21 protein-coding genes and 1 pseudogene are annotated in these 20,132 nt (G+C 62.3%); 19 read left to right on the top strand and 3 right to left on the bottom strand.

What is annotated here, in order from left to right:
* Positions 1–14 precede the first annotated feature (14 nt).
* The 3 genes from ACREYQ_RS21865 to ACREYQ_RS21855 all read left to right on the top strand — a co-directional run bounded on the left by ACREYQ_RS21865 (position 15) and on the right by ACREYQ_RS21855 (position 2,003).
* The gene (locus ACREYQ_RS21865) at positions 15–503 is read left to right on the top strand and encodes an RT0821/Lpp0805 family surface protein (protein WP_432262253.1); all 489 of its coding nucleotides are present in this window, start codon (positions 15–17) and stop codon (positions 501–503) included.
* A gap of 46 nt (positions 504–549) precedes the next feature.
* Positions 550–1,302, top strand: coding sequence for a S1 family peptidase (locus tag ACREYQ_RS21860; RefSeq protein ID WP_432262252.1), 753 nt, complete (start codon positions 550–552; stop codon positions 1,300–1,302).
* A 110-nt stretch (positions 1,303–1,412) separates the two neighbouring features.
* Entirely contained in the window at positions 1,413–2,003 is a 591-nt protein-coding gene (locus ACREYQ_RS21855) for an OmpA family protein (protein WP_432262251.1), read from the top strand.
* 22 nt (positions 2,004–2,025) lie between these two features.
* Here the strand turns inward: ACREYQ_RS21855 and ACREYQ_RS21850 are convergent, their stop codons facing one another.
* Positions 2,026–2,862 carry an IclR family transcriptional regulator gene (locus ACREYQ_RS21850; RefSeq protein ID WP_432262250.1) on the bottom strand — a complete coding sequence of 279 codons (837 nt, stop codon included), beginning with the start codon at positions 2,860–2,862 and terminating at the stop codon, positions 2,026–2,028.
* A 118-nt stretch (positions 2,863–2,980) separates the two neighbouring features.
* Between ACREYQ_RS21850 and ACREYQ_RS21845 the strand changes: the two genes are divergently transcribed.
* From ACREYQ_RS21845 to ACREYQ_RS21830, 4 genes are all read left to right on the top strand, one after another.
* A complete protein-coding gene (locus ACREYQ_RS21845; RefSeq protein ID WP_432262249.1) occupies positions 2,981–3,751 on the top strand; it encodes an enoyl-CoA hydratase/isomerase family protein in 771 nt (256 codons plus the stop codon).
* A gap of 13 nt (positions 3,752–3,764) precedes the next feature.
* Positions 3,765–4,955 carry a CaiB/BaiF CoA transferase family protein gene (locus tag ACREYQ_RS21840; protein WP_432262248.1) on the top strand — a complete coding sequence of 397 codons (1,191 nt, stop codon included), beginning with the start codon at positions 3,765–3,767 and terminating at the stop codon, positions 4,953–4,955.
* Between the two features lie 20 nt (positions 4,956–4,975).
* Entirely contained in the window at positions 4,976–6,142 is a 1,167-nt protein-coding gene (locus ACREYQ_RS21835; RefSeq protein ID WP_432262247.1) for an acyl-CoA dehydrogenase family protein, read from the top strand.
* A 62-nt stretch (positions 6,143–6,204) separates the two neighbouring features.
* Complete coding sequence (locus ACREYQ_RS21830; RefSeq protein ID WP_432262246.1) at positions 6,205–7,209, top strand: Bug family tripartite tricarboxylate transporter substrate binding protein; 1,005 nt, start codon at positions 6,205–6,207, stop codon at positions 7,207–7,209.
* A gap of 208 nt (positions 7,210–7,417) precedes the next feature.
* On the opposite strand, the gene ACREYQ_RS21825 is transcribed toward ACREYQ_RS21830, so the two are convergent.
* Complete coding sequence (locus ACREYQ_RS21825; protein WP_432262245.1) at positions 7,418–8,194, bottom strand: GntR family transcriptional regulator; 777 nt, start codon at positions 8,192–8,194, stop codon at positions 7,418–7,420.
* Positions 8,195–8,577: 383 nt separating this feature from the next.
* On the opposite strand from ACREYQ_RS21825, the gene ACREYQ_RS21820 reads away from it, so the two are divergent.
* From ACREYQ_RS21820 to ACREYQ_RS21765, 12 genes and pseudogenes are all read left to right on the top strand, one after another.
* Positions 8,578–9,720 (top strand): acyl-CoA dehydrogenase family protein, encoded by a 1,143-nt coding sequence (locus ACREYQ_RS21820; RefSeq protein ID WP_432262244.1) that lies wholly within the window; start codon positions 8,578–8,580, stop codon positions 9,718–9,720.
* On the top strand, positions 9,717–11,204 hold the full coding sequence (locus tag ACREYQ_RS21815) for a class I adenylate-forming enzyme family protein (RefSeq protein ID WP_432262243.1): 1,488 nt from the start codon (positions 9,717–9,719) through the stop codon (positions 11,202–11,204). The genes ACREYQ_RS21820 and ACREYQ_RS21815 overlap by 4 nt, the downstream gene beginning before the upstream one ends.
* 56 nt (positions 11,205–11,260) lie before the next feature.
* Positions 11,261–12,268, top strand: a complete 1,008-nt coding sequence (locus tag ACREYQ_RS21810) for a 2-hydroxyacid dehydrogenase (RefSeq protein ID WP_432262242.1) — start codon at positions 11,261–11,263, stop codon at positions 12,266–12,268.
* 31 nt (positions 12,269–12,299) lie between these two features.
* Positions 12,300–13,175 (top strand): amidohydrolase family protein, encoded by an 876-nt coding sequence (locus ACREYQ_RS21805; protein WP_432262241.1) that lies wholly within the window; start codon positions 12,300–12,302, stop codon positions 13,173–13,175.
* A gap of 10 nt (positions 13,176–13,185) precedes the next feature.
* Positions 13,186–13,383, top strand: a complete 198-nt coding sequence (locus ACREYQ_RS21800; protein WP_432262240.1) for a hypothetical protein — start codon at positions 13,186–13,188, stop codon at positions 13,381–13,383.
* 47 nt (positions 13,384–13,430) lie between these two features.
* A complete protein-coding gene (locus tag ACREYQ_RS21795; protein ID WP_432262239.1) occupies positions 13,431–14,636 on the top strand; it encodes an aminotransferase class I/II-fold pyridoxal phosphate-dependent enzyme in 1,206 nt (401 codons plus the stop codon).
* A 36-nt stretch (positions 14,637–14,672) separates the two neighbouring features.
* The gene (locus ACREYQ_RS21790; protein ID WP_432262238.1) at positions 14,673–15,491 is read left to right on the top strand and encodes an ABC transporter substrate-binding protein; all 819 of its coding nucleotides are present in this window, start codon (positions 14,673–14,675) and stop codon (positions 15,489–15,491) included.
* Between the two features lie 27 nt (positions 15,492–15,518).
* The gene (locus ACREYQ_RS21785) at positions 15,519–16,217 is read left to right on the top strand and encodes an amino acid ABC transporter permease (RefSeq protein ID WP_078199616.1); all 699 of its coding nucleotides are present in this window, start codon (positions 15,519–15,521) and stop codon (positions 16,215–16,217) included.
* A gap of 12 nt (positions 16,218–16,229) precedes the next feature.
* Entirely contained in the window at positions 16,230–16,976 is a 747-nt protein-coding gene (locus tag ACREYQ_RS21780; protein ID WP_432262622.1) for an amino acid ABC transporter permease, read from the top strand.
* A gap of 2 nt (positions 16,977–16,978) precedes the next feature.
* Positions 16,979–17,728 carry an amino acid ABC transporter ATP-binding protein gene (locus ACREYQ_RS21775; protein WP_432262621.1) on the top strand — a complete coding sequence of 250 codons (750 nt, stop codon included), beginning with the start codon at positions 16,979–16,981 and terminating at the stop codon, positions 17,726–17,728.
* A gap of 152 nt (positions 17,729–17,880) precedes the next feature.
* A pseudogene (locus tag ACREYQ_RS21770) lies at positions 17,881–18,042 on the top strand (acyl-CoA dehydrogenase family protein); the annotation flags it as partial.
* 60 nt (positions 18,043–18,102) lie between these two features.
* Positions 18,103–19,107, top strand: a complete 1,005-nt coding sequence (locus ACREYQ_RS21765) for a tripartite tricarboxylate transporter substrate binding protein (RefSeq protein WP_432262237.1) — start codon at positions 18,103–18,105, stop codon at positions 19,105–19,107.
* 21 nt (positions 19,108–19,128) lie between these two features.
* On the opposite strand, the gene ACREYQ_RS21760 is transcribed toward ACREYQ_RS21765, so the two are convergent.
* Positions 19,129–20,022, bottom strand: a complete 894-nt coding sequence (locus ACREYQ_RS21760) for a LysR family transcriptional regulator (protein ID WP_432262236.1) — start codon at positions 20,020–20,022, stop codon at positions 19,129–19,131.
* Positions 20,023–20,132: the final 110 nt, after the last annotated feature.

Raw genomic sequence — 20,132 nt, 5'->3', positions numbered from 1 at the left:
AGAGGGAGAATGCCATGAACAATTGGACCATTGCCATTGGCTGCGCCGCGGCCGCCAGCGCGATTCTTGCGGGATGCGCGGAGGGCCAGTCCACCGGCATGAACAAGACCACCTCCGGCGCGCTGATCGGTGCTGGTACGGGCGCTGCGCTCGGTGGCATTCTCAGCCATGGCAACACGGGCGCCATCGTCGCGGGCGGCCTGGCCGGTGCGCTGCTTGGCGGCATTATCGGCAGGGAGATGGATGAACGCGACCGCGAAGCGCGCGAGGCCGCTTTGAAGCATGCCTTGCAGACCACCCCGAACAACCAGCCAAGGACCTGGCATAACGCCAAGACGGGAAATTCCGGCACCATCAAGCCGCTCAGTGGGTATTCGAAGTCACCGAGTGCCCAGACCTGCCGGAAGTTCAGCGAGACCTATGTGAAAGAAGGCAAGACGTACGAACAGACCTCACAGGCATGCCGTAACGCCAACGGTGAATGGGTGCTTGCCAGCCAGTAGTCATTTTCCGCATCTGGTCATGCACCGAGACGCACGTTCCTTACTGTTGTCCCTGCTGCTGGCAATGGGGTGGATCGGTATCTGGAGCGTGTGCGCGGGAGCGGCGCGCGCCGAGCTGTTCGATAACGGGCATCTCGTCGCCGGCATGGACGCCGCGGGCACCACGGAGCTTGCAAGCCGCGCCGACGGGACGGGAAAGCGCCACGACGGGATGCTTCGCAGTGGCACGGCGTTCTTTGTCACCCAGTCTGGTGAAATGCTGACCAGCGCGCACGTTGTTCGCGGATGCCAGCGGATCAACGTCTGGCCGCTCGACATGACGAGCCTGCATGCAACCCTGGTGGCAATCGACGAGCAACTGGATGTGGCGTTGCTCGCAACGAACCACGCCGTGAAGATGCCTGCGCGACCCCTCGCCGTCTCCGTCCATCAGGGCATGTCGGTCTATACGATCGGCTTTGGCCTCACGCCGTCCTCGCCGCTCGAGCCTGTCATGACCCGTGGATACTTGCGCGGCACCGCACAGCCCAAAGGCCATCGCCTTCTGGTACTGCGCGCCGCCTTGCATGAAGGCAACAGCGGCGGCGCCGTGGTCGACGCAAGCGGGGTACTGGTTGGCATGATCGTGGGCCGGTATGCCAACAACCCGGAACTCAGCGTCGCCGTTTGCGCAGAGGACCTTGCACGGTTCCTCAACGCCAGGCAAGGCGCGCCGGTGCCTTCCACGCTTGAGGTTCCGGAAATGAAGCCAGGCACAAGACTCCGCCAGATTTCTGCACTTGTTCAATGCCTGGAATAGGAGTCATTGAACGGGACTGGCGCATGCCATCGGCTGCCCCTGATGATTGGCGACGTTCGCGGCGGCGCGTCGCATTGGCGTGGAAGCACGCAAATACCTGGAGATCCAACATGGCAAAGATCACGCATGTCACTATCGGTGTGCAGCGCTGGCTGCGCATGCCGATCATGGCGCTCTGCATCCTGGCTGCCTGGCCTGCCGCTCGCGCCGACGACAGGATCATGAACGAGCAGGACATCAACGAGGAGACCATCACCAATGCCCTGACTCCGGCAGGGGAGGCCGACAGGGATCAGACGCTTGGCATCATGCACCGCGATGTCTATGCGGCGCCGGAAGCTGCCAGGCCGGCAAAGGATCCATCCGCACAGTTGCTGATCACCTTCAAGAGCAATTCCTCGAAACTGACCGAAGGTGCGCGTGCCGCGCTCAGCAAGGTCGCCCGCGCGCTGCGCTCGGAAAGGCTCTCGCCATACAAGTTCCGTATCGAAGGGCATGCGGACCCGCGCGGCTCGGCAAATGCCAACTTGAAGCTTTCCGAGAGCCGTGCGGTGAAAGTGGCGGAGTACCTCACAGCGGAGGGGGGGGTCGCCGCGGATCGGCTGACGCCGCTCGGCAAAGGATCTACCGAGCCGCTGAATCTGCAAAACCCCGCTGCACCTGAGAATCGTCGCGTGACCATCGTCACCGTGCAGGATTGACCGGCTTTGTCGCCAGCGCGGGCTACCCAGCGGCTCGGCGCCAGGCCTCCTGAATGTCCGCCACCAGCCGCGCCAGCTGGACCGCATAGCGGGCGTTGTCGCGGCTGCGCTCGCTCTCGCTGTGCGGGAAGCTGATATTGAGCCCGTACAGCTGCTGGTCCGGGCCAGAGAAAGCGGCCCCCACGGCCAGCAGATGTCCGGGCTGGTAGGCCGCGGTGCAGTAGCCGCGCCGTTGCGCCTGCGCAATGCCGCGCAGCACCTGCGCCCGCATGCCGGCCCAGGCTTCACCCTGGCGCGCGGCGATGCCGGCCAGCAGATCCTCCCGCACCCCTTCCGGCTGCGCCGCCAGCCATGACAGCCCGATCGCCGTCATCTCCATCGGCACGCGCGAGCCCGGCACCACGCGCCGCGTGCGCGAGACACTGTCGCGGCTGTGCCGGATCGATGCCAGGTACACCATCTCCAGCTGGTCCCCCACGGCCAGCCCCACGTTGACCTTGCCGGCCTCGGCCACCTTGCGCATCAGCGGCAGGGCAATGTCCGGCGCGCGGCTGGACTGGTGGAAGGCGTCGGCCAGGCTCAGCACCACCGGCGCCAGCCGGTAGGCGCGCTCGTTGACGTCATAGCGCAGGAACCCGGCATCCACCAGCGAGCGTGTCAGCCGGCTGACGGTGGGGCGCGGCAGGCCGGTGCGCGCCGCCAGCTCGGCATTGGTCAGGCTGGTGGTGCCGACCCGGAAGGCCCGCAGCAGTACCAGCCCGCGCTCCAGCGACTGGCTGCCCGCGGTGTCGCGGGTGAAGCGGCCGGTCTGGTGGGTCACGCGGCGGGTGGAGGCCTCTGGCAGCACAGGGTCCGGCATCGTCCATAATTTCAGTTAGTGAAATTTTAGTATAGCGGCGCGGCGGCGCAGCGCGAATACTGTGTGCATCCCGGCCCTGAAACCGAATGAGCCGGCACACCACAGAGGAGCGCCCAGCATGTCATCCCAAGCCGATATCCAGGTCACCCGCGAGGGCCACGTCGCCCGCATCGTCCTGTCCCGCCCGCCGCACAACTTTGTCGATGCCGACATCATGCGGCGCCTGGCCGACACCCTGCAGGCGCTTGACGATGACGACGAATGCCGCGCCATCGTGCTGGCCTCCGGCGTCAGCGCGTTCTGCGCCGGCGCCGACTTCAGCGGCGCCGACCAGGGCGAGGTGGCCAACGACCCGGCCGGCTTCTACGCGCATGCGATGAAGCTCTACCGCAACCGCAAACCCATCGTGGCCGCAGTGGAAGGCGCCGCCATCGGCGCCGGCATGGGGCTGGCGCTAGTGGCGGACTTCCGCGTGACCTGCGCCGAGGCGCGCTTCAGCGCCAACTTCAACCGGCTGGGCTTCCACCCCGGTTTCGGCATGAGCCTGACGCTGCCGCGGCTGGTGGGCGAGCAGCAGGCCGCGCTGCTGTTCTACACCGGCCGGCGCATCACCGGCGCCGACGCGGTCGAGATCGGCCTGGCCGACGAACTGGTGCCCAAGGCCGAGGTCAACGCCCGCGCCATGACGCTGGCGCAGGAGATTGCCGCATCCGCCCCGCTGGCCGTGGAATCCACGCGCGCGACCCTGCGCGAAGGGCTGGCCGACCGCATCGCCGAGATCAACCAGCGTGAGCTGGCGATCCAGCACGGACAGTTCCGCAGCGAAGACTTCCGCGAGGGGGTGGCCGCCATGGCCGCGCGTCGCGCCCCTGTGTTCAAGCGCCGCTGAGGGAGTAAGCCTGATGAGCGAACAAGACACCCGCGCCACCCCGGCCGGCCCGCTGGACGGCATCCGCGTGCTGGACCTCACCGCGGTCGTGCTCGGCCCGCTGGCCACGCAGGTGCTGGCCGACTTTGGCGCCGACGTGATCAAGGTCGAAGGCCCCGAGGGCGACCTGATGCGCGCCAACGGCGTCTCGCAGCACCCCGGCATGAGCTCGATTTACCTGGCGCTGAACCGCAACAAGCGCTCGGTCGTGCTCGACCTGAAGAGCGCCGAGGGCGCCGAGGCGCTGCGCGGGCTGATCGCCGGCGCCGACGTGCTGGTGCACAACATGCGTGTGGCCGCGATCGAGCGGCTGGGCTTTGGCTATGCCGAGGTGGCGCGCATCAACCCGCGCATCGTCTACTGCGTGGCCACCGGCTTCGGCCAGGACGGCCCGCACCGCGACAAGCCGGCCTTCGACGACATCATCCAGGCCGGCTGCGGGCTGGTCGCGCTGGGCACCACCACCGGCGAGCGCCCGGAGTACGTGCCCAGCCTGCTTGCCGACAAGACCACCGGGCTGGCGCTGGCCAATGCCGTGCTGGCCGCCCTGCTGTACCGCGAGCGCCACGGCGTCGGCCAGTCGGTGGAGGTGCCGATGCTGGAGACCATGGCCGCTTTCGTGATGGCCGAGCACCTGGGCGGCCTGACCTTCGATCCCGCACCCACCGGCGCCGGCTACGCCCGCCTGCTGCAAGGCGGGCGCCGTCCCGCGCCGACCCGCGACGGCTGGATCTGCGCCCTGCCCTACACCGAGCGCCACTGGCAGGCCTTCTTCCGCGCGGTGGGCCGCGACGATCTGGCCGAGCGCTACGAGGTGGCCGACCGCGCGCAGCGCAACGCCAATATCCGCGCGCTGTATGGGCACCTGGCCGAGCTGACGCCCGCGCGCACCACCGGCGAATGGATGGAGCTGTTCGAGTCGCTCGACATCCCAGCCACGCCGATCTACGGCCTGGATGCGCTGGTCGACCACCCGCACCTGCGCGCCGTCGGCCTGTTCCAGGAAACCCGGCACCCCACCGAAGGCCCGCTGCGCGAAGTGCGGCCCGCCGCGCGCTTCTCGGCCACGCCGCTGTCGCTGCGCCGCCATGCGCCGGCGCTGGGCGAACACACCGCCGAGGTCTTGCAGGAACTGGGCATCGCGCAGGGCGCGGGCCAGCGATAACGAATCAGGAGAACACAGTCATGAACTTTGAACTGGACCAGGAGCACCGGATGCTCAAGGACCTGGTTGCGCGCTTTGTGCGCGAGCAGCTGATCCCGCTCGAACCGGCGGTGCTGGCGCGCGAAGCCGCTGGCGGGCAGATGACACTGCTGCCGGAAGAGCACGCGCGGCTTGACGGGATGTCGCGTGAACTGGGCCTGTGGGGCCTGGATGCTCCCACAGAGATGGGCGGCTCCGACCTGCCGGCGGTGGCGATGGTGGGCGTCAATGAAGAACTGGGCAAGACCATCACGCCCTACGAGTTGCCGCCCGACTCGCCCAACCTGCGCATGCTGATGCTGACCGCCAGCGAAGCCCAGCGCGAACGCTACCTGGCCCCCTACGCGCGCGGCGAGACCGTGTCGGCCATCGCCATCTCAGAGCCCGGCGCCGGCGGCGACCCCGCCATGATGACCACGCGCGCCGAGCGCGACGGCGACCATTGGGTGCTGAACGGCCGCAAGATCTGGATCAGCCGCGCCGCCCGCGCCGACTGGACCATCGTCATGGCCGTGACCGACAAGGCCCGGGGCGCGCGCGGCGGCATCTCGGCCTTTATCGTCGAGCGCGGCACGCCGGGCTTGCGCGTGGAGCGCCGCATCCCGATGATCGGCGGGGCATCGACTTACGAGGTGGTGCTGGAGGACTGCCGCATCCCCGCCGCGCAGCTGCTCGGCACCGAAGGCCAGGGCTTTGCGCCGATGCAGGCGCGGCTGTCCACGCGCCGCGTGCAGATGGCCGCGTGGTGCATCGGCCGGGCGCAGCGGGCGCTGGACATGATCTGCGAGTACGCGCCGCAGCGCCAGACCTTTGGCGCGCCGCTGGCGCAGCGCCAGGCGATCCAGTGGTGGGTGGCCGACGCCGCCACGCGCATCCACGCCTGCCGCCTGATGACCTACGAAGCCGCCAGCCGCATCGACGCCGGCGACGAGGCGCGCACGCAGGTATCGATGATCAAGGTATTCGCCACCGAAATGGCCTGGGACGTGATCGACCATGCCATGCAGACCTTCGGCGCGATGGGCATGACCAAGGAGCTGCCGCTGCAGCAGATGGCCAACGAGACCCGCCTGATGCGCATCTATGAAGGGCCCAGCGAGGTGCACCGCTGGGTCATCGCCCGCGACCTGCTCGGCCTGCGCCGCTGAGCCCGCGTTTATCCCCTTGCACCGGCGGAAACACGCCGGGCTTTCCACGCTCAGGAGACACCATGCCACTTTCCTTCCGTTCACGCCGCCGCTTTCTTGGACTGGCTGCTGCCGCGCTGGCGGCCATCGGCACGGCAGCGCCGCCGGCGGCCTTCGCCGCCGAACCCGCCGACGCCTTCCCGGCTCGCCCGATCCGCTTCATCGTGCCCTTCCCTTCCGGCAGCGGCACCGACACCACCGCGCGCATGTTCGCCAAGAAGATCGGCGAGCTGACCGGCCAGGGCGTGGTGGTGGAGAACAAGCCCGGCGGCAACGGCTTTATCGGCGTGCAGACCGCGCTGAACGCGCCGCCCGACGGCTACACCGTCTTTATCGGCAGCAATTCCACGCTGTCGACCAATGCCGCCACCTTCCGCAAGCTGCCGTATGACCCGTTGGCGGACTTCGCGCCGATCACGCTGCTGTCGCGCGGGCCATGCGTGATCATCGTGCCGGCAAACTCGCCCTACCGCACGCTGACGGAACTGCTGGAAGATGCCCGCAAGCGCCCAGGCGCGCTCAACTACGGTTCGGGCTCGATCTCCTACACGCTCTATTCGGAATGGCTCAACGAACTGGCCCGGATCAAAACCACCGCCGTGCCGTACAAAGGCGCGGGCGACGCCATCAACGGCGTGATGGCGGCCAATGTCGATTTTGCCGTGGTGGACGCCACCGGCGCCATCGAACTGGTCCGCGGCGGCAAGGTGCGCGGGCTGGCCTTCACCGCGCCGCAGCGCTCGCCGCTGCTGCCGGACGTGCCCTCCATCGTCGAGGCCGGCCTGCCTGACTTCCTGGCCTACAACTGGGTGGCCGCGGCGGTCTCGGTGAAGACGCCGCCGGCGGTGGTGAAGCGGTTGCAGGACCTGTTCGCGCAGGCCGGCAATGCCCCGGATGTGCGCGAGTACTACACGCGTCAGTCGACCAGGCTGATCCTGTCGTCGCCGGCCGAGATGCGGCAGTACCAGAAGGACGAAATCCAGCGCTGGAAGCGGCTGGCCACGGTGGCAAAGATCCCGCTGCAGTAGCAGCGCCCCGCATCCTCCTTGTGAACTTTGATGGAACAGAGCCGTATCAGGGAAAGACCTATGTGGACGCCTCTCGGATTGCGAGCCGATTGACATCGTGGTCGACAGGTGAAGGCAGCACGCTGATACCCCATTTCCACCGTCCAATCTTCGGGCCACGGAAGTGCGCTGAAGGGCGTTCCGTCGCTCAATGATCCGAGCACCAGCCTCAATTATTCAAATGCAGGGTTGTTTGGTATTTATATAGGAGCCCGTTATAAAAACCGTCGGCATAAAGGATCAACTCGCCGGAACTGTTGCGGAACCAGCGCTGGATACGAAGGCCAGGAGTACCGTTCTTGACCTGCAGCGCACGAGCCGGATGTCCCTTTATATTGAATGCACTGACTGTTTGCTGGATGTCGGACGGACGATCGCCGAATTGTTGCCCAATCTGCTCGATAAAGATGACAACGGGGGAGATCCGATTGAGGTGGAGACCTTGAGCGACGCCCGAGTACATGGGATGAATCCATAAATGGCTAAGCATCGCCGGCGCTTCCTTGTTACCGCTTGTCCAGCGCAGGACTTCAAGGTGCCGCCAGTGTTGACCAACAGCGCAACCAATGGTGCTAGCCAGCGTCGGATCAGCGGCGATATCGGCGCTTGCGGTGATCATCTGCTGACCGCCTTCGGCGAGCTGAGCAAGATCACCTAGCGACGTCAGCCTTATGGTCTGCTGGTCTTCGGTACTGTCTGCGATTACCCGCGTTCCGATTGGCCTCTGCTTTCGAACATATCCTCGGTCCTGCAGCGCGCGTAGCGCAGAGCGAACGGTGAAACGGCTAACTCCGAACATCGTGCATAGGGCTTCCTCTGTGGGTAAGAGAGATTCCACCGGATATCGGCCGCTGCGGATATCGGCGAGGAGCGACTGCGCCAGCAACAGATGTTTGGGCGGGCGGGATCCGAGATTGTCCAGGCTGGAATGTGGCGTGGGACTCATCACTGATGTTCCTCGCCCGGACGAGCGTTCGTTGACAACCGGATCGCCGCGGCGGTCCTTTGGCCGTAGTGCGACCGAGCCGCGCAGCTCAGGCCGTGCTCGAGGTCACGCCCGTTCCTACGTGATACATGTGCTGGTATAGAAGGCCGGGCGCGCGGGCACGTCATGCTGTGTTGAATATGTTTCACGGTCGTCGCGTTAGCGAATGTTGAGGTAAGCATCCGGGGAGTCGAAGTGGCCATCCATCGGGATGGTCACCAGTTTCGTTCGTCGCCAAACGAAAGGCGATGTTAGCGGAACCACAGCCTTGACGCCAGAAACGCTTCGCCCTATCATTGTCCGGACAATCAAATGATAAACGAAACCACCTGCGAGACACAGCAATGAATCTGGAACTACGTCTGAAAGACCCGGCCTGGGCTTCTTCCGCAATCGAGAACATTCGGGAATTTGCTGGGGTCATCCAGGGCGACATGGCCAAGGCAGCACGTGAAGGCGTGTTTCCTCGTCAGGCGTTCAATGAACTCGGGCGGCGAGGCCTTCTCGGAATGCTTACACCCCGGGAGTACGGGGGGTTGGGTTTCGGTGTGCCTGAGTACTGCCTGGTGGAGGAGGAACTGGGCCGCTACGGCCTGGTAAGTGGGCAGACGCAGGCCCAAGGCGAACGCTGGCTGAACGACTGGGGAACACCGGAGCAGAAGTCGAAGTACCTCCCTGGGCTGGCAAACGGGAGCATCCTGTTTTCTGAATCGATATCCGAACCATCCGCCGCCTCATCCTTGAAAAATCTTCAGACCACCGCCAGGCGTGAAGGTGGCGGGTGGCTCATTAGCGGAGAGAAGTGCCACATCAATATGGGTGTCGAGAGTGACCTGACGCTCGTCTACGCGATGGCTCCGGAAGGGCTGACCGCATTTCTTGTAGATACTGATCAGCCTGGTGTTCGGCGCGAACATACCCATCCCATCGGACTTCGCTATTCGCCGACAGCGAACATGTACTTTGATGATGTTCGCGTTGGAGACGGCGCGATTCTTGGCGAGGTAGGCAAGGGCCTTGCAACCTTTGTATCCACCTTCAATGTGAGCCGGCTAGGGAACGCGTCTACGCTGATCGGTATCGCGCGGCGTGCTCTTGCCGAAGCCTCCAGATATGCGGTTACCCGCCCGGTCGGGTCCGCTGTCGTCGCAGATTTTCAGGGGAACCAATGGACGATTGCCGAATGCTATGCGGAGATCCACGCCGCGGCATTGGCCCGTGATCACGCAGCCAACCTCGCACAACAAGGTCACGACCACGCGATGCAAACCAGTGTCGCGAAGCATCTCGCGATCAAGGCCGCCGAGCGAGTTGTGAGCGACGTCTACGCCTTGATCGGTGGATATGGTTTGTATGAGGAGCAGAACTTCGGCCAGTACATGCTCGACGTGAAACTGCTGCGCGTGGCCGGTGGATCGAGTGAAATCCTCAAGAATCACGTCGCAAAATGCATTCTGAAGGATGCTCAACTGATGGGGCTGGCATGAACAATCTGACCGAGCTGATCGAGGTTGCAGCCCTCGATCATCCCGACGCATCCTTCGGTACCTTTTCACAAAACGACTCATTGCATCGATTTGTTGAACGGGCTCGAACAGTCGCGGCTCAATTTCGCGATGCCGGCTTCCGGAGAGGAGACCTCGTAGCTTTCATCGGTCCTAATAGCGCGGGGTACCTTGTCACCTGGATGGCAGCCCAGTTCGTGGGGCTGCAGACGGCATTGATTAACCCATCATATCCCGATGAATTGCTTGGCGCGATGCTCGACAACCTGGGCGCGCGTGCCATCTTCTGGCTGGGCCGCAGTCCAGGAGGATTGGTTGACAGGACTGAAGCACAGTTGGATTTGACGGGAGCATGGCAAGGTGAAGTTTCCGTGCAAAGGCCCCTCCTCTCCCGCGTCGACCTGGTGTCCGATAGCGATGGACGCTGCGCAGACCCCGCCGACGTAGCGGCCTATATCCATACATCGGGAACGACTGGACTGCCGAAGTTCTGCGCGCTTAGTCATGGCTATTTCATTCGGTTGGGCCGCTTTATTGCCGATTCGCATGGACTCTCACATTACGACCGGGTCCTCTCGCCGTTGCCGCTGTTCCACATCAATCCGATGGGGTACGGCGTCGTGGGTTCGCTCACGGCGCGTGCGTCGTTGCTTTCGATGGATCGCTTCCAGGCGCAAGATTTCTGGTCGCTGGCCAAGGCGCACCACATTACCGCGATGATATTGCATCAGCCGCCGGCAAATCTGTTGATGGCCAAAACGACGCGAGCAGAAGCACAGGGTCACCAGATCAGAATAGCCTTCGGGTGCGTGCCGGATTTTCTTGAAAAATTTGATATCCCGATCGGTGTGACGGGGTATGGATCAACGGAAGCTGGCGGCCTTTGCCATACGCGCATCGTGCGTCCGGACGACGCCGAATTTCCGCCGGAAGGTCCGTCTAGCATGGCAGGCCAGCCCCGCTCAGACGTCGAATATCGCATAGCCGACGACGGCGAAATCTGGGTGCGTGGGTTGCATCATCAGACCTTGTTCTCAGGGTATCTACGAGATGGAGAGGTACTGGCGCAGACCGACGCCGAAGGATGGTTCAGGACAGGAGATCGTGGGCGTCAAGACTCGTGTGGAAATCTCATCTTTATTGAGCGAATGAGTGATTCCATTCGCGTTAACGGCGAGTATGTTCCGATCGGATTTGTTGAGGAGCGGTTGAAGCGGGTCACGTCTCTCGGCGAGTTCGCACTTTGGCGGACAGATTCCCCGGCGCGTGGACACGAGGTCGTGCTCTACACGACCGCGCATCCTGTCCTCGAGTCCGAAGTGCATGCGGCGCTGTTTGATTTGCCGAAATACATGCACCCCACGCGGCTCATTCGAATTGAAAAGCTTCCTCTGGACACCGGAGTCGGTAAGGTACAGCGGCGGTTGCTCAATGATCAACCGAGAATCAGTGAAGTTGAAATTTGAAAAGCCGAACGTCAATCGAGCAATCTCTTGAGATGTGAATCCAAAGGAAGCCGCCAATGTTACGCGTGGTATTGACAGGAGAGTACGGGAAAGTTTTTCTTGACCCGGTGAAACATGCCGTAGGCCAGGAGAGCGTTGTAGACCTCTGGATGCCCTCCGAAGGTGCAGAGCGGATGGTGGAGATCGCAAGGGAAGCTGAAGTGATTGTCGCGTCGGCCGAGTGGGTACTCCACGAAAAACGAACGCTGTTGAAACGAACGCTCCAGAATGCCGAGAAATTAAGGCTGCTACTGGTGCCATTTTCCGGAATGGATTGGCTCGATCGGGCATGGTTGCCTACGGGCTCAGTGGTCTGCAACACGAATGTTGGCATCGACCCAATTGCGGAGTACGTGATGCTCGCGATGCTGCAGTCAGCCATACCCCTAAGGGAGATGGACAGCGAGTTGCGCGCAGCTCGCTGGGGGTGGGGAGGTGCCTCGGTACTTGGCCGCAAACATCAGGAACTTCAGGGGCGCACCATCGGACTGGTGGGGTACGGTCGTATTGGCCACCGCGTAGCGGAGTTAAGCAAGGCTTTCAGAATGCGAGTCATTGCTGTCAGCCGCAACCCGGGGATCGATCACAGTCTCGAGTGGTACAAGGGGGCCGATGGTCTCGACGATCTGCTGGCGCAAAGTGACTATGTTCTCTTGTCCGTACCCGGAGGGCCAGAGACGCAAGGACTGATCGGTGCGGCACAACTGGCGCGCATGAAAGCAGACGCAGTCCTGATCAATATCGCGCGAGGATCTGTCGTTGACGAAGATGCGCTGTACGAGGCATTGCGAGAGAAGCGAATCCGCGGCGCTGTGATCGACACCTGGTACCGCTATCCGGAGGCGGGCGAGAAGATTTGCGCACCGGCGACGCGGCCATTCGCTGACCTCGACAACGTCGTCATGACTCCACATGCGGCGGGCTGGACGGAGGAACTCGAAGCTCGTCGAATCAGCGCTATTGTTGCCAACGTAAAGCGATTTATGTCTGGCGATGCACTCTTCGACATTTACCTGCGCGCATGAGCAGGCCAATCTTACGGTACGGGATTTGAGTATGTCCATCGTGGATCAGGAAAGTCTGCCGCCGCCCGAGTCCTATACGACGCCCACTTTCGTCGTGCCGGGTGGGGCATGGGATTGCCATTCACACGTGACGCCGCGCGGGAACTGGGCGCTCGTCTCTGACGCCAGCTATCTCCCTGCACCGGCTCCACCGGAGAAGCATAGAAAGATGAGGGCAGCGCTAGGCCTTCAACGAGGCGCTGTTATCCAGGCGAGCGTCTTTGGCACGGATAACACTGGCGTGATCGAGGCACTTACTGATGAACCCGGCATCCTACGCGGTGTGGTAGTTGCGGGTCAGTCGATTGATGACGCGGAAATCGAACGCTTGCATGGTATCGGCGTGCGCGGGATGCGCTTTATCACCAATGGGCTCGGTGGCACCGTAGGAACGCAAGCGATGGTCGCGCTTGCGCCTCGCATTGCCGAGTTCGGTTGGCATGCGGAAGTACTTCCTGGTCCAACACAATGGCCAGAATTGCTGCCTGTATTGGAAGCGTTGCCGTGCAAAATCGTCATCGATCATATGGGTGGCTTGCCCCCAGAGTTCGGAGTAGCTCATCCGACAACTCTGGCTATCCGAAAATTACTCGTCGAGCGAGGAGCATGGGTAAAGTTGATCGGCTATCGCTTGTCGGACGACCTTATGGATAGTCGCGTCATTGAACGCGCCCACGTCTTCTATGGTGATGCGCCAGGGCAGGTGATTTGGGGAACGGACTGGCCACATGTAGGTATTAAGAAGCCGGTGGATGCTGGCCAGCTCCTCAACGCTTTCGCACGCTGGTTCGACAACGACTCGGAAGTAATTCATCGCGTGCTGGCAATGAATCCGGCGTGCTTGTTCGATCAGCACGATTCAAACTGAGACCTTGGCGATGACTGCTGCTGGCTTTGCTATCCACCCTACGCGGACCCCGCCCCTGCCGACCTGCTGGACGCTCTCCGGCGGCCCGCGCCTTCTTCAGGTGATCGACCGAACCATTCAGATCGAGGAGGCTATCAGGGCCGAAATCGCCAACGGAATGGTGGAGCAATCGTGGCTCGCCAAGGCACTTGGTCCTTACGGTCTTTGATCCAACGCATCACTCAACTCACGTCCGCTTCGTATCCGGAGGACTTCATGAAAACCTTGCTGGCCCACCGCCTTGACGGCGTCAAGCCTTCGCCAAGCATGGCGGCCAAGACGCGTGTCGATGCGTTGCGCGCGGCAGGTCGGAGCATCGTCGACTTTACCATCGGCGAGCCCGACTTCCTGACACCGAAGCACATCGTGGACAGCGGCATAGCCGCCTTGCTATCGGGACAGACGCGTTACACGTCGCCCAGCGGAACGCTCGCTCTGCGGCAGGCAATCGCCAGCAAATTTCGGCGCGAGAACACGCTGGAATTCAAGCCCGAAAACATCGTTGTCGGGAATGGCGCAAAACACATCATCTACAACGCCTTCGCAGCTACCTTGAATGAGGGAGACGAAGTCGTGGTGCCTGCACCGTACTGGGTTTCGTATCCAGACATGGTAGCGCTCCATGGGGGCAAGGCCGTCGTCGTATCCAGCGATGCAAGCCACGGATTCAAGCTGACGCCGGAGGCTCTGGAATCAGCGCTGTCTCCTCGCACGAAGTGGCTGGTGTTGAACACACCCAACAACCCGACCGGAGCGGTGTACACAGCCAACGAACTGGTCGCATTGGGTGCCGTACTGCAGCGGCATCCTCATGTCTGGCTGATGACCGACGAGATCTATGAGCATTTCGTCTATGGCGAAGTAAAGCATGCTTCTATGCTCCAGGTGGTTCCGGAACTGGCGGAGCGGACGCTGATCATCGATGGCGTTTCCAAAGCCTATGCGATGACGGGCTGGCGTATCGGCTACGGCGCAGGCCCAACGCCGCTGGTGCAGGCAATTGCGATGTTGCTGTCACAGAGCACGTCGTGCCCGAATGCCATGGCCCAGGCGGCGGCTGCGGAGGCACTCAATGGGCCGCAGCAATGCGTTGCAGATGCGGTGGCAATCTACGGCCAGCGCAGGGATCTCATTGTGGAGCTCCTGAAAAAAATCCCTGGTATCGACTGCGTGTCGCCAGACGGCGCGTTCTACGTCTTCCCCAGTGTGGCAGGGCTTATGGGGCGGGTGACGCCTGAGGGAGGGGTTCTTTCCTCCGATGTTGACGTCATGCGCTACTTTCTGGAAAACGCAAGTTTGGCAGTGATCGACGGAACATCCTATGGGATGCCCCAACATCTCCGCATCTCCTTTGCCACTTCCGTCGAATTGATTGAGCAAGGTTGCAACTTCCTTCGGGATGCTGTGAACGACCTCTCCTGAGCGTCACCCATCGCGAAACCGTCTGGAGAAGACACCATGAAGACTTCTGTTCTGGCTCTCGTAGCCAGTGCCGCCCTGATGCTGCTGGGCAACCCCGCGCGCGCGGACCAACTGGCGGACATCAAATCAAAGCGGGTGTTCGTCTGCGGGACGCTCGGTACCGCCGAGCCCTTCAGCTTCTCCAATACGAAAACCCGCGAGGTTGAGGGCTACGACGTGGACTTCTGCAGGGCCTTGGCAAAGTCCCTCGGTGCGCAGCTAGAGCTGAAGCTCATTTCCGTGGCAGCACGCGTCCCTGAACTTCAACAAGGTCGTGTTGACGTGGTCATTGCCAGCCTGGGGTGGACCGCCGAACGCGCTGAGCAGATTGCCTTCAGCGACCAGTATTTTGTGAGCGAGCAGAAGATGGCGGCACGCAAGGACAGCGGATACAAATCCCTCCAGGATGTGTCAGGAAAGCGCGTCAGCGCTCTCAAGGGCTCCAGTTCCGAGATGCTTGTGCGCAAGGCAGTTCCCGGGGCTACGACCATCACCTTCCAGGATCCACCGAGCGCCTTTCTCGCGATGCTGCAAGGGAAAGTAGATGCCTTTGCCATTGGGGAACTCTACCTCGAGAAGTATCGCCTGCAATCCGAAAGCACCGTCCCCATCGTGAAGCTCGAGCCATCACTGGCGTCTGAACCGTGGGGAATCGGCATGCGCAGAAGCGAGCCGGGCTTGATCAGGCACGTGAACGCCGTGCTGCAGGCGATGGAGAAATCGGGAGAGGCGCAGCAGATCTTCGACAAGTGGCTGGGTAGCCAGACCATCTACAAGATGAAGCGCGGCTTCAAGATTGAGCCGATCAAAGGCTGATCCACATACTGCAACAGGAAACTGACCGTGGATCACAAGCTCGACTTTTCAGTGTTGCTGCGAGGTGACTATCCGAAATGGATCCTTGACGGCGTCATCACAATGTTTGAACTCACGCTGGCGGCGTGGTTGCTCGCGATGGCCTTGGGGACCATGCTTGCCGTGGCACGCATGAGCAACATCCGAATAGCAAAGATTGCGGTAGCGATCTATGTTGAGTATCACCAGAACGTGCCCATGCTGGTTCAGGTTTTCCTTTGGTACTTCGGCATTCCCGCGCTCTTGCCGCTGCCATGGCAGCAGTGGATCAATGCACATAACAGCGCATTCGTGCTGGCTTTCATTGCAGGGGGGCTGTGCATGGCAGCCTATGTTTCCGAAGGGTTGCGCGGGGGGATCCGATCCATTCCAAAGTCTCAGTTAGAGGCCGCGCGCGCCATCGGCCTTTCCTATCTTCAGGCAGCGCGTCTCGTGGTGATCCCTCAGGCGCTGCGGATTGCACTGCCTACCCTGGTGAGTTATACGGTACTGCTGTTCAAGAACACCAGCCTGGCCATGGCAATTGGCGTTGCGGAGTTGACTTATGCAACCCGTGAAATTGAGAGCCAGTCGTTCAGGACCGTGGAAATTTACCTGCTATCCACTGTGATCTACCTTGGATTTTCCTTGGTGATCATGAAAGCAGGAACATTTCTTGAAGGTCGCTATCGGATTAGAGCGAGGTAGACTGTGGATAGCATTCTTCTCATCCTGCTTGACTATGGCACTTTGCTGCTCGTAGGTCAGTACCCCAATGGGCCGCTCGGGGGATTGGCGGTCACACTGCTTCTTTCCTTGCTTGGCTTGACGCTCGCCCTTCCGATTGGCGTAATGATCGCACTCGCACGCCTCAGTCCCTTTCGCTGGCTGCGCTGGCCTGCGAGTGCGCTGGTCTATGTCGCGCGCGGCGTACCGCTGCTGATGTTCATTTTCTGGGTGTACTTCTTCGTCCCTTTGCTCATTGGCCGCACGGTCACTGGTTTCACGACCATGGTGGTGACACTTGTGATCTACCAAGCGGCCTACCTGTCCGAGATCGTGCGATCCGGTATTGAGGGCATGCCCAAGGGGCAAGCCGAAGCAGCGCGTGCCGTGGGGCTGAGCTACATCCAGGCCATGAGGAAGGTAATCCTCCCCCAAGCCCTCTACAACATGATTCCGGCCTTGGTCAGCCAGTTCGTTTCAACGATCAAGGAAACCTCGCTGGGGTATGTGATCAGCGTGAACGAAGTCACCTTTGCGGCGACGCAGATCAACAGTTCGCTCATGACGCAGCCATTCCAGGTGTACTTCATCCTTGCCGCCATTTACTTCTGTCTCTGTTTCTCGCTAACGCAACTGGCGCGCTTCCTTGAGCGCCGAATCACAGCTCGACGCGAAGGAAGCCGCCAGTCCGTGGTGGCTGTTGTATCACCCTCTACCACCACTACGGAGACAGCCGCGTGAACATGAATCTCAGGAAAGAACCTCTCCTTTCCTTCAAGGACGTCAGCAAGTGGTACGGGGAGTATCGCGCGCTAAGCAGCATCAGCGCTGATGTCCACAAAGGTGAAGTCGTTGTCGTGTGTGGGCCATCTGGCTCAGGGAAGTCCACGCTGATTCGAACCGTGAACCGCCTGGAGGAGATCCAAAGTGGAGCAATTCATTTCGACGGCAACGACGTACATGCGTCATCGGTCGATATCAACAAGCTTCGCAGCCAAGTTGGCTTCGTATTCCAGAGCTTCAACCTGTTTCCGCATCTTTCCGTTGCCCAGAACATCATGCTCGGACCGGTCAATGTACGCAAAGAGCGGCGCGCAGAGGCGAGAACCCGTGCTCTCGAATTGCTCGATCGTGTCGGTCTAGCATCGAAGGTCGACGCATTTCCTGGACAACTTTCGGGAGGCCAGCAGCAGCGTGTAGCAATTGCGCGAGCGTTGGCGATGGATCCCCCCGCCATGCTGTTTGACGAACCGACCAGTGCCTTAGATCCTGAGATGGTTGGCGAGGTGTTGCAGGTGATGAAGTCACTGGCGCGCGATGGCATGACGATGATGTGTGTCACACACGAGATGAATTTTGCTCGGGAGGTTGCGGACCGGGTGTGGTTCATGGATCAGGGGAGTTTGGTCGAGGTCGGAGTACCGGACGAGTTTTTCTCGAAACCTACTAGCGAACGAGCGCGCAAGTTCCTTTCTGACCTGCGTACTCACTAGCAAGTTGCTGAAGTACCTCGACCCCGAGTCAGCGCATCGACAGGTCGAAACATTGATCTGAGAACTTGGCACGATTTACTCTCCAACATTGCATGTGCGGCGCAGACACCCTCACTGAAAGCTTGTTCACCATGCGGCGGCTGGACGAATACGTGATCGACCATGCCATGCAGACCTTCGGCGCGATGGGCATGACCAAGGAACTGCCGCTGCAGCAGATGGCCAACGAGACCCGCCTGATGCGCATCTACGAAGGGCCCAGCGAGGTGCACCGCTGGGTCATCGCCCGCGACCTGCTCGGCCTGCGCCGCTGAGCCCTCATCGATCCCTTGCACCGGCGGGAACACGCCGGGCTTCCACTTTCAGGAGACACCATGCATCAGGCTTTCCGTTCCCGCCGCCGCTTCCTTGGATTGGCCGCAGCCGCGCTGGCGGCCATCGGCGCGGCTACGCCGCTGGCGGCCTTCGCCGCCGAACCCGCCGACGCCTTCCCGGCTCGCCCGATCCGCTTCATCGTGCCGTTCCCCTCCGGCAGCGGCACCGATACCGCCGCGCGCATGTTCGCCAAGAAGATCGGCGAGCTGACCGGCCAGGGCGTGGTAGTCGAGAACAAGCCCGGCGGCAACGGCTTTATTGGCGTGCGGACCGCGCTGAACGCGCCGCCTGACGGCTACACGGTCTTTATCGGCAGCAATTCCACGCTGTCGACCAACGCCGCCACCTTCCGCAAGCTGCCCTATGACCCCTTGACGGACTTCGCGCCGATCACGCTGCTGTCGCGCGGGCCATGCGTGATCATCGTGCCGGCAAACTCGCGCTACCGTACGCTGGCCGAACTGCTGGACGATGCCCGCAAGCGCCCTGGCGCGCTCAACTACGGCTCTGGCTCGATCTCCTACACGATCTACTCCGAGTGGCTCAACGAGCTGGCCCGCATCAAGACCACCGCCGTGCCGTACAAGGGCGCCGGCGACGCCATCAACGGCGTGATGGCGGCCAACGTCGACTTCGCCGTGGTGGATGCCTCCGGCGCCATCGAACTGGTCCGCGGCGGCAAGGTCCGCGCGCTGGCCTTCACCGCGCCGCAGCGCTTGCCGCTACTGCCGGACGTACCCTCTATCGTCGAAGCCGGCCTGCCGGACTTCCTGGCCTACAACTGGGTGGCCGCGGCGGTCTCGGCAATGACCCCGCCGGCGGTGGTGAAGCGGCTGCAGGACCTGTTCGCGCAGGCCGGCAATGCCCCCGACGTGCGCGACTACTACGCGCGCCTGTCGGCCGAGTTGATCCTGTCGTCGCCGGCCGAGATGCGGCAGTACCAGAAGGACGAAATCCAGCGCTGGAAGCGGCTGGCCACGGTGGCAAAGATCCCGCTGCAGTAGCCCAATCCCGCTGGCGCCGGCTCAGCGGCTGTGCTCGCGCAGCAGCACCGTCAGGCGCTGCGCCAGCGGCGACAGGTAGGCGCCCTCGCGCGAGATCACGCCGATGCTGCGGCGCAGGTCCAGTTCTTCCACGCCCAGCGGCAGCGCACGCAGGCCGTGCTGCATGGCATCGCCGCCTTCATTGGCAATGCTCAGCATCTGCGTGCCCTGCATCAGCGCGAACAGCGAGGTGCTGCCGAAGTCGATCTCGATGCGCGGCTTGATCTCCGGCAGGCCGTGTTGGCGGAATGCCGCGTCCACCTGCTGGCGCAGCGTGATATGCCCTTCGGGCAGCAGCCACTCCTGGTCCGCCAGATCCGCTAGCCGCAGCTTGCGCCGCCGCAGCAAGGCGTGACCCTCGTCAGCCACCACCACCAGCCGGTCGTCGAAGAGCGGCTGCACCGCAAAGGCCGTCGCCAGCGCGCCGGACGGCGTCGGTGCCACGGCAACGTCCAGGTCCCCGGCCGCCAGCAGGTCCAGCAGGTCCCGCGCCAGCCGGTGCCGCAGCCGTAGCCGTGCCACGGGCCGCTCGCGCATCAGTTGCCGGCAAGCGCCCAGGATCACGCTGCCCGGGATTGACGGCGAATAGCCCATGCGCAGGACGCCCTGCTCGCCGGTGCGGATGCCCAGCATCTCCTTGATGCCGTCCTCGTATTCCAGCTGGATGCGCCGTGCGCGCTCCAGGAAGCGCGTGCCTGCATAGGTGGCGGTCATGCCGTTGGCGGTGCGCTCGAACAGCGGCAGCCCGGCCTGCGTCTCCACCCGCTGCACCGCCTTGGTCAGCGCCGGCTGGCTGATGCCCAGCGCATCGGCCGCCCGGCCGATACCGCCATGCGCCGCCACGGCGAGGATGTATTCGATATCCCGCGTCTCCATTGCCTCACATTCCTGATGGTTATGACTTTATAGCCAATGCGTCATTGTGGTGATGCCTGCCATCTTACAGACTACGGCGCACGAGCACACGCTAAAACGCTCGCCAGAAT

Origin of the sequence: Cupriavidus sp. TMH.W2 (genome assembly GCF_050847365.1) — a bacterium.
Lineage (GTDB): Bacteria > Pseudomonadota > Gammaproteobacteria > Burkholderiales > Burkholderiaceae > Cupriavidus.
Note: the sequence above shows the minus strand (reverse complement) of the source record. Positions and strands in the feature narration are given on the sequence as shown.

Bases quoted from the DNA above. Each gene is read 5' to 3' on its own strand.
- ACREYQ_RS21855 (WP_432262251.1), top strand. From the start codon at position 1,413: ATGGCAAAGATCACGCATGTCACTATCGGTGTGCAGCGCTGGCTGCGC.
- ACREYQ_RS21850 (WP_432262250.1), bottom strand. From the start codon at position 2,862: ATGCCGGACCCTGTGCTGCCAGAGGCCTCCACCCGCCGCGTGACCCAC.
- ACREYQ_RS21830 (WP_432262246.1), top strand. From the start codon at position 6,205: ATGCCACTTTCCTTCCGTTCACGCCGCCGCTTTCTTGGACTGGCTGCT.
- ACREYQ_RS21815 (WP_432262243.1), top strand. From the start codon at position 9,717: ATGAACAATCTGACCGAGCTGATCGAGGTTGCAGCCCTCGATCATCCC.
- ACREYQ_RS21840 (WP_432262248.1), top strand. From the start codon at position 3,765: ATGAGCGAACAAGACACCCGCGCCACCCCGGCCGGCCCGCTGGACGGC.
- ACREYQ_RS21810 (WP_432262242.1), top strand. From the start codon at position 11,261: ATGTTACGCGTGGTATTGACAGGAGAGTACGGGAAAGTTTTTCTTGAC.
- ACREYQ_RS21795 (WP_432262239.1), top strand. From the start codon at position 13,431: ATGAAAACCTTGCTGGCCCACCGCCTTGACGGCGTCAAGCCTTCGCCA.
- ACREYQ_RS21805 (WP_432262241.1), top strand. From the start codon at position 12,300: ATGTCCATCGTGGATCAGGAAAGTCTGCCGCCGCCCGAGTCCTATACG.
- ACREYQ_RS21835 (WP_432262247.1), top strand. From the start codon at position 4,976: ATGAACTTTGAACTGGACCAGGAGCACCGGATGCTCAAGGACCTGGTT.
- ACREYQ_RS21800 (WP_432262240.1), top strand. From the start codon at position 13,186: ATGACTGCTGCTGGCTTTGCTATCCACCCTACGCGGACCCCGCCCCTG.
- ACREYQ_RS21775 (WP_432262621.1), top strand. From the start codon at position 16,979: ATGAATCTCAGGAAAGAACCTCTCCTTTCCTTCAAGGACGTCAGCAAG.
- ACREYQ_RS21845 (WP_432262249.1), top strand. From the start codon at position 2,981: ATGTCATCCCAAGCCGATATCCAGGTCACCCGCGAGGGCCACGTCGCC.
- ACREYQ_RS21865 (WP_432262253.1), top strand. From the start codon at position 15: ATGAACAATTGGACCATTGCCATTGGCTGCGCCGCGGCCGCCAGCGCG.
- ACREYQ_RS21765 (WP_432262237.1), top strand. From the start codon at position 18,103: ATGCATCAGGCTTTCCGTTCCCGCCGCCGCTTCCTTGGATTGGCCGCA.
- ACREYQ_RS21790 (WP_432262238.1), top strand. From the start codon at position 14,673: ATGAAGACTTCTGTTCTGGCTCTCGTAGCCAGTGCCGCCCTGATGCTG.
- ACREYQ_RS21820 (WP_432262244.1), top strand. From the start codon at position 8,578: ATGAATCTGGAACTACGTCTGAAAGACCCGGCCTGGGCTTCTTCCGCA.
- ACREYQ_RS21825 (WP_432262245.1), bottom strand. From the start codon at position 8,194: ATGAGTCCCACGCCACATTCCAGCCTGGACAATCTCGGATCCCGCCCG.
- ACREYQ_RS21760 (WP_432262236.1), bottom strand. From the start codon at position 20,022: ATGGAGACGCGGGATATCGAATACATCCTCGCCGTGGCGGCGCATGGC.